Source organism: Nocardioides sp. GCM10027114 (assembly GCF_042659625.1).
GTDB lineage: Bacteria > Actinomycetota > Actinomycetes > Propionibacteriales > Nocardioidaceae > Nocardioides.
On record NZ_JBHSSS010000025.1, the window covers coordinates 95213 to 107914 of the forward strand.

Annotated in this window: 12 protein-coding genes; 8 read left to right on the forward strand and 4 right to left on the reverse strand. The window is 73.9% G+C overall.

Going from position 1 to position 12702, the window contains the following annotated elements:
* Positions 1-7: 7 nt before the first annotated feature.
* A complete protein-coding gene (locus ACFP2E_RS13640) occupies positions 8-1600 on the reverse strand; it encodes a CocE/NonD family hydrolase (RefSeq protein ID WP_378524026.1) in 1593 nt (530 codons plus the stop codon).
* Between the two features lie 102 nt (positions 1601-1702).
* On the reverse strand, positions 1703-2212 hold the full coding sequence (locus ACFP2E_RS13645; protein ID WP_378524028.1) for a GNAT family N-acetyltransferase: 510 nt from the start codon (positions 2210-2212) through the stop codon (positions 1703-1705).
* 54 nt (positions 2213-2266) lie between these two features.
* On the opposite strand from ACFP2E_RS13645, the gene ACFP2E_RS13650 reads away from it, so the two are divergent.
* Both ACFP2E_RS13650 and ACFP2E_RS13655 read left to right on the forward strand, forming a co-directional pair.
* Positions 2267-3490, forward strand: a complete 1224-nt coding sequence (locus ACFP2E_RS13650; RefSeq protein ID WP_378524029.1) for a site-specific DNA-methyltransferase — start codon at positions 2267-2269, stop codon at positions 3488-3490.
* Positions 3491-3500: 10 nt separating this feature from the next.
* Positions 3501-4352 carry an oxidoreductase gene (locus ACFP2E_RS13655; RefSeq protein WP_378524030.1) on the forward strand — a complete coding sequence of 284 codons (852 nt, stop codon included), beginning with the start codon at positions 3501-3503 and terminating at the stop codon, positions 4350-4352.
* Positions 4353-4368: 16 nt separating this feature from the next.
* On the opposite strand, the gene ACFP2E_RS13660 is transcribed toward ACFP2E_RS13655, so the two are convergent.
* A complete protein-coding gene (locus ACFP2E_RS13660) occupies positions 4369-5994 on the reverse strand; it encodes a wax ester/triacylglycerol synthase family O-acyltransferase (RefSeq protein ID WP_378524031.1) in 1626 nt (541 codons plus the stop codon).
* 59 nt (positions 5995-6053) lie between these two features.
* Between ACFP2E_RS13660 and ACFP2E_RS13665 the strand changes: the two genes are divergently transcribed.
* The 6 genes from ACFP2E_RS13665 to ACFP2E_RS13690 all read left to right on the forward strand — a co-directional run bounded on the left by ACFP2E_RS13665 (position 6054) and on the right by ACFP2E_RS13690 (position 11392).
* Positions 6054-7343, forward strand: coding sequence for a serine/threonine-protein kinase (locus ACFP2E_RS13665; RefSeq protein WP_378539343.1), 1290 nt, complete (start codon positions 6054-6056; stop codon positions 7341-7343).
* Entirely contained in the window at positions 7344-7820 is a 477-nt protein-coding gene (locus ACFP2E_RS13670; protein WP_378524033.1) for a hypothetical protein, read from the forward strand.
* Between the two features lie 168 nt (positions 7821-7988).
* Entirely contained in the window at positions 7989-8639 is a 651-nt protein-coding gene (locus ACFP2E_RS13675) for an HNH endonuclease family protein (RefSeq protein ID WP_378524034.1), read from the forward strand.
* 156 nt (positions 8640-8795) lie between these two features.
* Positions 8796-9146: a hypothetical protein gene (locus ACFP2E_RS13680; RefSeq protein WP_378524035.1), complete on the forward strand. Its 351-nt coding sequence runs from the start codon at positions 8796-8798 to the stop codon at positions 9144-9146.
* A 50-nt stretch (positions 9147-9196) separates the two neighbouring features.
* On the forward strand, positions 9197-10297 hold the full coding sequence (locus tag ACFP2E_RS13685; RefSeq protein WP_378524036.1) for an aromatic acid exporter family protein: 1101 nt from the start codon (positions 9197-9199) through the stop codon (positions 10295-10297).
* Positions 10298-10303: 6 nt separating this feature from the next.
* Positions 10304-11392, forward strand: coding sequence for a DNA polymerase IV (locus tag ACFP2E_RS13690; RefSeq protein ID WP_378524037.1), 1089 nt, complete (start codon positions 10304-10306; stop codon positions 11390-11392).
* 92 nt (positions 11393-11484) lie between these two features.
* Here the strand turns inward: ACFP2E_RS13690 and ACFP2E_RS13695 are convergent, their stop codons facing one another.
* Positions 11485-12639, reverse strand: coding sequence for a glutamate--cysteine ligase (locus ACFP2E_RS13695; protein ID WP_378524038.1), 1155 nt, complete (start codon positions 12637-12639; stop codon positions 11485-11487).
* Positions 12640-12702 lie beyond the last annotated feature (63 nt).

Below are 12702 nucleotides of genomic sequence, written 5' to 3' on the forward strand. Positions count from 1 at the left end.
AGGTCGGTCAGCGGCCGACGACCGGCAGTTTCACCTTCGTGTCCTCGAGAAGCACCGCGCCCGGGGTGCGGCTGCTCATGCCGACGAAGGTGTCGCTCACCGCGCTGGCCAGCACGTACAGCGTCTGGCCCTCCGGCACGTCGACCGCCACGGAGGGCAGCGCGACGCGGCGCTTCTCGCCGGTCACCGGTCCGGGCTCGTTGAGCGGCAGCACGTTGTTCTGCACCAGCCGGGCATCGGCGGGGGTGGTGCCGACGGCGAGGCCGTAGAACGCGCGGTTCTGCACGCCGAGCGCGGTCAGCTTCCCGACCATCCGCGGCGTCCCGGCGATCCGGATCGGCCCCTCGGCGACCGGGTAGGCGAGCGGCGCCGACCCGGTGGTCGGCGTGGCGACCAGCCCCACGTCGTACGACGCGGAGGGGGCGACGCTGTCGACGGTCGTGCAGGTGCTGGCCGGGGTGGCGAGGTGGATCCGGCCGTAGCCGGCGAGCCCGGTGTCGCGGCCCTTGAGCTGCTCGTCCATGAAGCGGCGGGCGAGGTCGGCGAACGAGTCGCCGGCGAGCTGCTCGCTGCACGGGTCGGAGGTGACGGCGACGCCGGCGGGGAACACCGCGGGCAGCGCGTGGCCGCCGTTGTAGGCGACGAAGATGCTGCGCCGCTTCGAGGCGGGGGTCAGCGCGCGGTGCCAGTTGGCGAGGCCCTGCTGCAGGTTGAAGAGGGTGTCGGTCGTGCCCTGGCCGAGGAGCACCGGGATGTCGAGGCGGCGGCCCTGCTTCACGTGCCAGCCGGGACCATTCTTGCGGAAGAACGACTCCATGTCCTCGGTGCCGGGGACCGACCCGTCGGGCCAGGTGCCGGTGGCGGCGCCCTCGGCGAGCGCCTTGTAGACACGCGGCGGGAGAGCGTCCGTGGACGCGGCCGCGGCGCTCAGCGCCAGCGCCCACTCGGTACGGACGACGTCCTCGGGGGCGAGGCTCTGGTTGAGGTCGAACCAGGTGATCTCGGGGGCGAGCGCGTCGAACACGGGGGTGCCGTGCCGGCGGAGGAGCTCGAAGGCGCCGAGGAACTGGTAGCCGCCGCCGTAGCTGCCGCCGATCGCGCCCAGCCGTGGGTCGCCCGGGCCGTCCTGCTGCACCCAGTCGAGGGTGCTGAGCATCCTGACCAGGCGGCGCACGTCGTGGCCCTCGTAACGGGGGTTCTCGACGTGCGCCTGGCCACCGCTGGCGCCGAAGCCGCGCTGGTCGAACGAGAGCACGCCGTACCCGGCGCCGAGCCAGCGCTCGAACGCCGCCGGGTCCTTCGTGCGGGAGCCGCCCCAGCCGTGGCTGTGCACGATCATCGGGACGCGGTTGTCGGCGGTGGCACCCTCCGGCCGGAACAGCGTCCAGCAGATCTCGACCGGGTCCGTGCTGCCCGGCTCGGGGACGCTCTCGAGGCAGCCGTCGGTCACGGACGGCTCGGCCTGGGCGACGGCCCGGGCGCCGGAGCCGGACTCGGCCTGGGCCGGGGCGGCGAGGAGGCCCGCCGCCAACGCGCAGGCCGCAAGGGCGGCGGTGACGGCAGGGACGGGGCGGCAGGAGAGGGTGCGCAGCGGTCGCATGCGGGGACAACGCGGCAGGGGCGGTCGGGGTCACGCGGGTGCCGGACAGTTCGTGACGATCGGGTCGCAATGCCGGACTGCGGGCGACCCGAACGTCACGAACTATCCCGCGCCGACCTCCAGGTCCAGGGTCATGAACGTGCTGAACGGGCTCGGCTGGTAGTCGTCGAACGGCCCGCACTCGCGGAAGCCCACGCAGGCGTAAAGGGTGCGCGCGGGGAGGAACGCCGCCATCGAGCCGGTCTCCAGGCTGACCCGCGCCAGCCCCTCGGAACGAGCCAGCGCGAGCAGGTGGTCGAGCACGTGCCGGCCCAGCCCGAGGCCGCGCGACCCCGCCGCCACGTGCATCGACTTCAGCTCGGCGTGCCCGCCCGGCCCGCCCCAACCACCGGACCCCGCAGCACCCAACCGTTTGAGCGCCCCCACCGCCAGCAGCTCCCCGTCCGCCCGGCCGCCGACGAACGTCACCGACGGGTCGCACAGGCCGTCCACGTCGAGCGCGTGCACGCCCTCGGGCGGGCTGTGCTCGAGCATCAGCGCGTGGTGGCGGGCGAGGAGACGGCGTACGTCGTCGGCGCGCGGGTCCTCGGTCGTGATCGTCAGCAGCGGCACGACCGGACCCTAGGCGAGCCGTGTTTCGGGCGCGTGACGCACTAGCCTGCGGGGGTGGCCGTCAGCCCCTTCTCCCGAGACTCCGACGTCTGGAACGTCTTCGTGGAGGGCGACAACCTCGAGGTGCTGCCGCGGCTGGAGCCCGGGTCGGTCGACCTCGTCTACATCGACCCGCCGTACAACACGGGCAACGACTTCGCCTACCGCGACGACTTCCGCCACGGCACCGGCATCGGCAGTCGCGCCACCCGCCACCAGGCCTGGGTGGCGATGATGCGGCCGCGGCTCGAGGCGGCGCGGACGGCGATGAGCTCGCGGTCGGCGATCTGCGTCAGCATCGACGACAACGAGGCCGCCCACCTGCGGCTGCTGATGGACGACGTCTTCGGCGAGCGGAACTTCCTCGCCCAGGTCGTGGTCAACCTCAACGCCAAGGGCCGCCAGCTCGGCAAGGGGTTCGCGACCAGCCACGAGTACCTCCTCGTCTACGCCCTCGACGCCGCCACCTGCGCGCTCGACGCCAGCAGCCCCGACGCCGTCGACGAACGCGACTTCCCGCTGACCGCGCCGGACGGCCGCCGCTACCGGCACCTGCCGCTGCGCAACACCAACAAGAAGTTCAACCCCGCCACGGCCCGCACCCTGCACTTCCCGGTGTACGGCGACCCGGCGACCGGCCGGGTCGCGACGACACCGTTCGAGGGGGCCGTCGAGATCGAGCCGGTCTTCGGCGACGGCCGGCCTGCGGTGTGGCGGTGGAGCCGGCCGCGGATCGACGAGCGGCCCGACGACCTGGTCTGCCGCACCGTCAACGGGCGCCAGGGGCAGCGGGTCGACGTCTTCCAGAAGGACTGGCTGCACCGCGACGGCGGCCGCCGCAAGAAGCTGCGCACGATCTGGCTCGCCGAGGAGGTCGGCTCCACCGACACCGCCGTCGCCGAGCTCAAGGAGATCGTCGGCCACGTCTTCGAGTCGCCCAAGCCCACCGGGCTGCTGCGGCGGATCCTCGGCACGATGCCCGACGACGTGACCGTGCTCGACTTCTTCGCCGGCAGCGGCACCACCGGCCACGCGGTCGCGCTGCAGAACGCCGAGGACGGCGGCAAGCGGCGCTGCCTGTCGATCAACTCGACCGAGCCGACCCGGGTCGGCTCGAACGCCCACGCCGCCGGGCTGCTCACCGTCGCCGACATCACCCGCGCCCGGCTCGCCGCCGTCGCGGAACGGATCGGCGGCGGGCTCGTTCTGGACTCCGTACTACCCACCCCCGAGAGCTGAAGGACCTCCCATGGCCACCACCGACAAGCGCGTCGTCCTCGTCACCGGCGCCTCCAGCGGCATCGGCGAGCACACCGTCCGGCGGTTCCTCGGCGCCGGCTTCGAGGTGTACGCCGTCGCTCGCCGGGTCGACCGGATGGCCGACCTCGAGGCCGCCGGGGCGCACGTCTTCGGCATGGACGTCACCGACGACGCCTCGATGGTCGCCGGCGTCGAGCGGGTCATGGCCGAGCAGGGCCGGATCGACGTGCTGGTCAACAACGCCGGCTACGGCTCCTACGGCGCCGTCGAGGACGTCCCGATCGACGAGGCCCGCCGGCAGTTCGAGGTCAACGTCTTCGGCCTCGCCCGGCTCACCCAGCTGGTCACGCCGCACATGCGGGCGGCGTACGCCGAGCACGACCGCCGCGGCCGGATCCTCAACATCTCCTCGGTGGGCGGCAAGTTCTACGAGCCGATGGGCGCCTGGTACCACGCCACCAAGTTCGCCGTGGAGGGCTTCAGCGACAGCCTGCGGGTCGAGCTGGCGCCGTTCGGGATGGACGTGGTGATCATCGAGCCCGGCCCGATCCGCACCGAGTGGAACGAGATCGCCCGCGACAGCCTCGTCGAGCAGGCGGCCGGCGGGGCCTACGAGGAGATGGCGCAGAAGGTCGTCCGCACCATGAAGCTCGGCGACACCAGCCGGCTGCTCTCCAGCAAGCCCGACGTGGTCGCCCGCAAGATCGTCAAGGCCGCGCTGACCAACACCCCGCGGGCGCGCTACCCCGTCGGCAAGGGCGCGGGCAGCATCGTCCGGTCGCGGCGGCTGCTGCCCGACGCCCTCTTCGACTACGTGGTGAAGGCCGTCTACCTGCGCTGAGGCGTGCGCAGGCGGGTCAGAGGTCGGCGGCCTTCTCCAGCGCCGCCACCTCGTCGTCGAGGAACGCGAGCAGCCGCTGCAGGTGCGGCAGGGTGCGCCGGCAGCCGGTCAGGCCGAAGCACATCTTCCCGTCGTACGACGTGCAGGTGATGTTGAGCGCCATCCCGTTGATCGGGATCGACAGCGGGTAGGTGCCGAGCAGCTCCGCGCCGTTCCAGTAGTGGGTGGTGCGCGGACCGGGCACGTTGCTGATGATCGTGTTGTACGGCGGCCGCACCAGGCCCTGCATCCGGAACAGCGGGGTGAGGATCGCCGGCGCCTGGCCGATGGCGCTCATCGCGAGGATCTGGATCGGCGTCATGGAGGAGAGGGCCTCCTTGCCGTCCAGCATCGACCGGTGGACGGTCGCCAGCCGCTGCGCCGGGTCGGCGAGGTTGGTGCCGAGCTGGACCATCACGGCGCCGACCGCGTTGCCACCCTCGAGCGAGGGAAGCTGCGACTCCTTGGCCTTGAGGCCGACCGGCACCATCGCGACCAGCGGGGCGTCGGGCAGCGCGTTGAGCTCGTCGAGGTAGCTGCGCAGGGCGCCGCTGCACATCGCGAGCACCACGTCGTTGAGGGTGGTGCCGGTCGCCTTGCCGATCGCCCGGAGCCGCTCGACCGGCCAGTCCTGCGCGGCGAAGCGGCGGGAGCCGGTGATGGTGCGGTTGAGGATCGTGCGCGGCGCGTAGAGGGAGAGCGCCGAGGTCTCGTTGCGCACGCTGCGGGTGAGCGTCCGGACGAGCGCGGCCGGCAGGCCGGCGGCCTCGGCGGTGATGCCCATCGCGGTGCGGAACGCCTCCAGCGGGAGGTCCGCCGGCGAGACGGCGCCGCCGGTCGCCGGGGCGGTGGCCGTGGCGCCCGAGTCGCTGGAGCCGCCCGGGTCGGACGGCGCCTCGCTGGGCCGTGGCCGCGCAGCCCACGGGGCGGGCATGCCGCGCTGGTCGGGGTCGGTGGTCAGCACGCTCTGCAGCAGCCGCATCGCCGAGACGCCGTCGACCAGGGCGTGGTGGGTCTTGGTGTACATCGCGACCCGGCCGTCGGCCATGCCCTCGATGACGTGGGCCTCCCACAGCGGTCGCTCCCACGCGAGCCGGGTCGAGTGCAGCCGGGAGCACAGCTCGAGCAGCTCCCGCACCCGGCCGGGCTGGGGCAGCGCGCTGTGCCGCACGTGGTGCTCGATGTCGAACTGCTCGTCCTCGCGCCAGACCAGCTGCCCGGCGGTCTTCACCGACCGGTGTGGGTGCTTGAGGAACAGCGGCGCGACCTCCTCCACGTCACGCATCGCGAGGTACATCTCGCGGACGTAGTCGGGTCCGGCGCCCTCCGGCTTGCGGAACAGCTGGAGTCCTCCGACGTGCATGGGCATGCTGCGGTTCTCCGCGAGCAGAAATCCTGCAGCGGTCGGGTCGACTGGTGAGACCACGGTGGCTACCACCCCTTTCCTTACCCCCCGAGCGGGTGTCGTCCGATCCTTCCCTGCGGACCGGCGGGCCACAAGTGCGAACGACGCCTCACGCGAACGGGTACGCCTCCCGAGGCCGGTGTGAGGCAGCACACCCGCGGGGCCGGGGCTGCAGCACCCGGGGCGCGGGTAGGACACACCGACGTACGCTCGACGGGTCCCGTTGGCACCCGCACACAGGAATCCAGGAGGTGGTCGTGGTCACCGATGCCCGGTCAGGAGGCCCCGCGCCAGTAGGCCCCTCGTCCGGCGGTGCGGCACCGCAGGTGCTCGGCGACCGCTACGAGCTCGGCGAGCGTCTCGGCAGCGGCGGCATGGCCGACGTCTATCGGGCCACCGACCGGCTGCTGCACCGCGACGTCGCGGTCAAGGTGCTGCGCGACGTCGCCGGCAACGACAGCGACCGCGACCGGTTCACCGCCGAGGCGCGCACCCTGGCGGGGCTGTCCCACCACGGGCTCGTGACCGTGCTCGACGCCGGCCTGGCCGGCGCAGCCGCAGAGCGACCCTTCCTCGTCCTCGAGCTCGTCGAGGGCAGCACCCTCGCCGACGAGATCCGGCTCGGGCCGGTGGCGACCGACCGGGTCGCCGCGCTCGGCCGGCACGTCGCCGAGGCGCTCGCCTACGCCCACGGCCGCGACGTCGTCCACCGCGACGTGAAGCCCGGCAACGTGCTGCTCGACCGCGACCACCGGGCCAAGCTCGCCGACTTCGGCATCGCCAAGCTGCTCGGCGACTCGGCCGGCCACACCCGCACCGGCATGACCATCGGCTCGGCCGCCTACCTCGCCCCCGAGCAGGTCCGCGGCGAGCCCGTGACCCCGGCCGTCGACGTCTACTCGCTGGGCCTGGTGCTGCTGGAGGCGCTGACCGGGGAGCGCGCGTTCCCCGGTCCGGCCATGGAGGCGGCCGTGGCCCGGCTGCACCGCGACCCCGACATCCCCGGCCACCTTCCCGGCCGGTGGGCTGAAACTCTGCGCGCGATGACCGCGGCCGACCCGGCCGCGCGCCCCAGCGCCCGCGAGGTGGCCTCGATGCTGGGCCGGGTCGAGGCGCCCCCGGCCGACGCCGGAGCGCCCTCCGCGGCGGCCGGTGCCGAGGCGACCCGGGTGATGGCCACCCAGCAGGCCGCCCCTGCCCCTGCCCCCGCAACGCCCTCGGCGCTCGACCGCGCGGGAGACGCGCTGGCGGCGTCAGCGGCGGGCGCGTGGCGGCGTACGGCGGAGACCACGCCGGTCCTCGGCCGCCGGGCCGCGGACGGCGCGCGCGCCGGCTGGCGCCGCGTGGTCGCGATGCCCGCCCACCAGAAGGGGGTCGCCGCAGCGGTGGCCGCCCTGCTGCTGCTCATCGTGGTGGTCGCGCTGGCCGCCGGCACCTCCGGTGGCGACGGGTCGGGCGCGGGCGAGACCGACATCCCCGCCGACACCCCGCAGCGGTTCGAGCAGCCGCTGCGGGACCTGCACGACGCCGTCAACGGGAGGTCCTGAATGGTGCGCCGGCTGCTCGCCGCAGGCTGCACGGCCGTGCTCCTCGGGCTGTCCGGCTGCGGCGGCACGAGCCCCGTCGAGGCGGTCCCCGAGCTGTCCGACCGGCTGGCCGCCGTCGACGCGGCGGTCGTCGCCGGCGACCACGCGACGACCCGCGACGCGGTCGAGGACCTGGTGGCGACCGCGGAGGAGGCCGAGGCCGCGGGCGAGATCGACGCGGCCCAGGCCGACGCGATCGTCGCGGCCGCCGAGGCGCTGCTCGCCCGGCTCGCAGACGAGGAGCCCGCCGAGCCCGAGCCGCTCCCGGAGCCGACGCCGACCCAGTCCGCCGCGCCCGAGGAGTCCGAGCCCGAGGAGACCGAGGAGTCCGAGGAGGAGGACGACGAGGACGAGCACCCCGGCAAGGGGAAGGGCGCCGACAAGCACGACAAGGGCGAGAAGCCGGGCAAGCCCGACAAGGACGACGAGGACGACTGACCGAGTCGGGCGACCGCTGACGGGTCCGCCCGGAGAACGGGCGGCGAACATCCCGGGCATCCCCGGGGTCGGATGGGCGCAGGGTCTTCCCACGGGGTCGCGCGAGCGGCAGGCTGCTGACGACGCGACCGACCGGTCGCGTCGTCCAGCTCTGTCTCGGGAGTTCCAGTGCAGCTGCGCCGTCTCGTCCTCGCCCTCGCGCTCGCGTGTGGCCTGGTCGCCGTCCCCCAGTCCGCCCAGGCCGCCGCCAGTCAGTACTCGGCGCCGCTGATGACCGCGATCTCCGACCTGCCGGTCGCCACCGAGGTCCGCACCGGCTACAACCGCGACCTCTTCCCGCACTGGATCGACGCGGACGGCGACGGCTGCCACACCCGCAACGAGGTGCTCATCGCCGAGGCCGACGACCCGGTGACCGTCGGCTCGGGCTGCTCGCTGTCCGGCGGCCGCTGGTTCTCCTACTACGACCGCGTGTCGTGGACGAACACCTCCGACATCGACATCGACCACATGGTGCCCCTGGCCGAGGCCTGGGACTCCGGTGCCCGGAGCTGGTCCACGAGCCTGCGCCAGTCCTTCGCCAACGACCTCGGCGACTACCGCTCGCTGGTCGGCGTGACCGACAACGTGAACCAGTCCAAGGGCGACCAGGACCCGGCCGAGTGGATGCCGCAGTACGACAAGTGCCGATACCTCGGCGAGTGGGTCGCGGTGAAGCACCGCTGGCGGCTGACCGTCGACTCGACCGAGAAGAGTGCCCTGCAGTCGCTGGCCTCGGGCTGCAGCAACACCACGATCTCGGTGACCTACGCCTGGTGACCCGCCCCTGACGGGCCCACCTCCCGTCCCCAGCACGGCCGCGCCGGCCCCGGCTCCACAGCCCGGACCGGCGCGGCCGTCGCGCGTCTGCGTCCGTCCCTAGCGTCCCCGTCAGGCACCGGGACCGACCGGTGCGACGACATGCGAGGAGACGACATGAAGCGATACGCCGCGAGCGTGCTGACGGCCGCGCTGGCCCTGGTGGCCGGCAGCGTGGGGACGGCCCTGGCCGGGGGTGGGGCGGCTGCCCCCTCGGAGCCGGCGGGGCGCTGGATCCCGCCCCACGACACGATCGTGAAGGTCACCGGCGACGCCGCCGACGGGTTCGCGATCCACCACTACGACGGCTCCGTGCTCTACCCGCCGACGGACTCCGAGGCGCGGGCCGAGTGCCTCGAGTACGACACCCGCGTCGAGCGGGTGCGCTGCCGCACCGAGGTCCGCACCTGGCACGCCGACCTCGACGACATGAAGGTCGCGCTGCGCTGGGCGAACCGCCGACGCTGAGGGGCCGGCGAACCGGCGCCGGGTGAGGGGCGGTCTGGCAGGATCGCGCCATGGAGGCCGCTCCGCTGGACCGCGCCTGGCAGCGCGGCCGCAGCTCGCTCGCTGCCCGGCAGGCGCGGTTGCGGTCGAAGTCCTGGCAGATCGGCCAGTGCGCGCTCGCGGCCGGGGTGGCATGGTGGATCGCCGCCGACCTCGTCGGCCACCCGACGCCGTTCTTCGCCCCGATCGCCGCGGTGCTCAGCCTCGGCACCTCCTACGGCCAGCGGCTGCGGCGGGTGGCCGAGGTGACGGTCGGCGTCGCGATCGGCGTCTTCGTCGGCGACATGCTGGTGCTGCAGATCGGCATCGGCTGGTGGCAGCTGACCCTGATCGTCGGGCTGGCGATGTCGGTGGCGTTCCTGCTCGACGGCGGCCAGCTCTTCGTCAACCAGGCGGCGGTGCAGGCGATCGTCGTCAGCACCCTCATCCCGGACCCCGACGCCGCCTTCACCCGGTGGACCGACGCCCTCATCGGGGGCGCGGTGGCGCTGGTCGCGGCGACCGTCGTGCCGGCGGCGCCGCTGCGCCGGCCACGGGAGCAGGCCGCGGTGGTGGTGCGCAAGATCGGCCAGCTGCTCCGTGCCGCCGGGGACGCGATGCTCGACGGCGAGTCCGAGCCCGCGCTCGACCTGCTGGCCGACGCCCGCGCCACCGACTACCTGATCCGCGAGCTCCAGTCCGCCGCCGACGAGGGGCTGGCGGTCGTGGCGTCGTCGCCGTTCCGGATCCGCCACCGCGGCCAGCTGCGGCGGATGACCGAGCTGGTCGACCCGCTGGACCGGTCGCTGCGGACCACCCGGGTGCTGGTGCGGCAGGTCGCGGTCGCGGCCTACCACCGCCGGCCGGTGCCGCAGGCCTACGCCCGGCTGGCGCACGATCTCGCCGACGCCACCAACGTGATCGCGATCGAGCTGTCCGAGAACCGCATGGCCACGGCCGCCCAGCCGGCGCTGCTCGGGGTCGGGCAGGCCACCGGCCAGGTGGAGCGCAGCGAGGTTCTCGCCGCGGAGGCGATCCTGGCCCAGCTCCGGTCGCTGACGACCGACCTGCTGCTGATGACCGGGATGGACCAGCTCGAGGCGTCCGATGCGCTGCCGCCCCCGCCGCGGTAGGCACTGATGAGTCCCGACACCCCGCCGGACCAGCAGTGGGTGCTGCACGTCGACCTCGACCAGTTCATCGCGGCGGTGGAGGTGCTGCGGCGTCCCGAGCTGGCGGGGCTCCCGGTCGTCGTGGGCGGCCGTGGCGATCCCACCGAGCGCGGGGTCGTGTCGACGGCGTCCTATGAGGCCAGGGAGTTCGGCGTCGGCTCCGGGATGCCGCTGCGGGTGGCGCTGCGCAGGTGCCCCGACGCGGTCTTCCTGCCGGTCGACGCGTCGGCGTACGACGCCGCCTCGACCGAGGTGATGGCGGCGCTGCGGGCGCTGGAGTGGGGCGGGGTGCCGGTGGTGGTCGAGGTGCTCGGCTGGGACGAGGCGTTCCTGGCCGCCGGGGACGGCCACGGCGACCTCGGCGACCCGGTGGCCTTTGCGGAGCAGGTGCGGGCCGCCGTGCTGGAGGCGACCCGACTGCACTGCTCGGTGGGGATCGGCGACAACAAGCTGCGCGCCAAGATCGCGACCGACATGGGCAAGCCGCGTGGCACCTTCCGGCTGACCGCGGACACCTGGTTCGAGGTGATGGGGGAGCGGCCCACGACGGCGTTGTGGGGGATCGGCTCGCGCACGGCCCGCAAGCTCGAGGCGCTGGGCGTCGCGACCGTCGCCGAGCTCGCGGCCGCCGACGTCGGACGGCTGGCTGCCGCGCTGGGGCCCACGATGGGGCCGTGGTTCCACCGGCTCGGCCGCGGGGCCGACGGCGGCCGGGTCGACGCCAGCCCGTGGGTGCCCCGCGCCCACGGCCACGAGGAGACCTTCCAGCAGGACGTCACCGACTGGGCCGAGGTGGAGGCGCACGTGCGCCGGATCGCGGTGCGGGCGCTGGCCGACATCGACCGGGAGGGGCGGCCGGCGGCGCGGGTCGGCCTCAAGGTGCGCTTCCGGCCCTTCGTCACCGTGACCCGCAGCCTGACCCTGCCCCGGCCGAGCAACGACCCGGAGACGCTGGCCGACGCGGCGGCGTCGCTGCTCGAGCGGGTCGAGCGCGACCGGCCGGTGCGGCTGCTCGGCGTACGCCTCGAGATGGTGCCGCCGGAGGGCGGCTACTGACCCACCGCTCCGGCACGGACAGCCGGCACGGGCAGCCGGCACGGACAGCCGGCACGGACAGCCGGCACGGACAGCCGGCACCGGGGGCGCGGTCAGCGGACCCCGGCGGGCACGCCGTGCCCGAGCGACGTCCGCAGCTCGCGGACCACCGAGTCGACGACGGCGACGAGGTCGCCGCCGGTGCGGTCCAGCACCGCCCGCTGCCGCTGGTACGACGCCCCGACCCGCGGGATGTCGGCGACGCTGCGCAGCTCGTCCTCGCAGTCGAGCCTCCGGGCGACCGGCGTGAGCCGCTCGAGCAGGTCGGCGAGGTCGTCGGTGACCAGCCGCTCGCGGCACGCGGAGTCGAGGATGATCTCGGCGTCGAGGCCGTAGCGGGCGGCGCGCCACTTGTTCTCCTGGACGTGCCACGGCGGCATGGTCGGGAGCTCCTCGCCCGCCGCCAGCCGCTGGTCGAGGTCGACCACGAGGCAGTGCATGAGGGCCACCAGCCCGGTGAGCTCGCGGACGTCGGAGACGCCGTCGCAGACCCGGTTCTCGATGGTGCCGAGCTCGGACGACGGCCGGATGTCCCACCGGATGTCGGTGAACCCCTCGATGACGCCGGTCGTGAGCTGGTCGTCGACGAAGTCCTCGTACTCGCCCCAGGTCTCGAACTGGAAGGGCAGCCCGGCCGTGGGCAGCTGCTGGAACATCAGGGCCCGGTTGGAGGCGTAGCCGGTGTCGGTGCCGGCCCAGATCGGCGAGGACGCCGACAACGCCTGCAGGTGCGGGAAGGTGTTGAGCAGCGACGACAGCACCGGGATCACCCGGTCCCGCTCGGGCATCCCGACGTGGACGTGCAACCCCCAGATGAGCATCTGCCGGCCCCACCACTGGGTGCGGTTGATGAGCTCCTCGTAGCGGTGGCCCGGGGTGAGCACCTGCGACGACCACGCCGCGAAGGGGTGCGCGCCGGCCCCGAACAGGTCGAGACCGAGCTCGTCGGCGGCCGGCAGCACCACCCGCAGCGTGCCGACCAGGTCCTCGACGGCCTCGGCGACCGTGTCGCAGATGCCGGTCACGACCTCGACGGTGTTGCGCAGCAGCTCCTTGTGGAGCCGGCCCGGGTCGTCGAGCCGGGGCACCGCGAGCTCGAACAACGAGGCGGCCCCGTTGACCAGGTCGCGCGACTCCCTGTCGACCAGCGCGAGCTCCCACTCCACGCCGAGGGTGGGGCGGGGCGACGCGTGGAAGTCGATGCGCACGCGACAAGTGCAGCACACCACACCACCCTCACGGCAGTGGCGGGCGCCGGAAGTGTCAGCATT

Coding starts and splice junctions, on each gene's coding strand:
- ACFP2E_RS13640 (WP_378524026.1), bottom strand. CDS start 1,600: ATGCGACCGCTGCGCACCCTCTCCTGCCGCCCCGTCCCTGCCGTCACC.
- ACFP2E_RS13655 (WP_378524030.1), top strand. CDS start 3,501: ATGGCCACCACCGACAAGCGCGTCGTCCTCGTCACCGGCGCCTCCAGC.
- ACFP2E_RS13670 (WP_378524033.1), top strand. CDS start 7,344: ATGGTGCGCCGGCTGCTCGCCGCAGGCTGCACGGCCGTGCTCCTCGGG.
- ACFP2E_RS13680 (WP_378524035.1), top strand. CDS start 8,796: ATGAAGCGATACGCCGCGAGCGTGCTGACGGCCGCGCTGGCCCTGGTG.
- ACFP2E_RS13685 (WP_378524036.1), top strand. CDS start 9,197: ATGGAGGCCGCTCCGCTGGACCGCGCCTGGCAGCGCGGCCGCAGCTCG.
- ACFP2E_RS13690 (WP_378524037.1), top strand. CDS start 10,304: ATGAGTCCCGACACCCCGCCGGACCAGCAGTGGGTGCTGCACGTCGAC.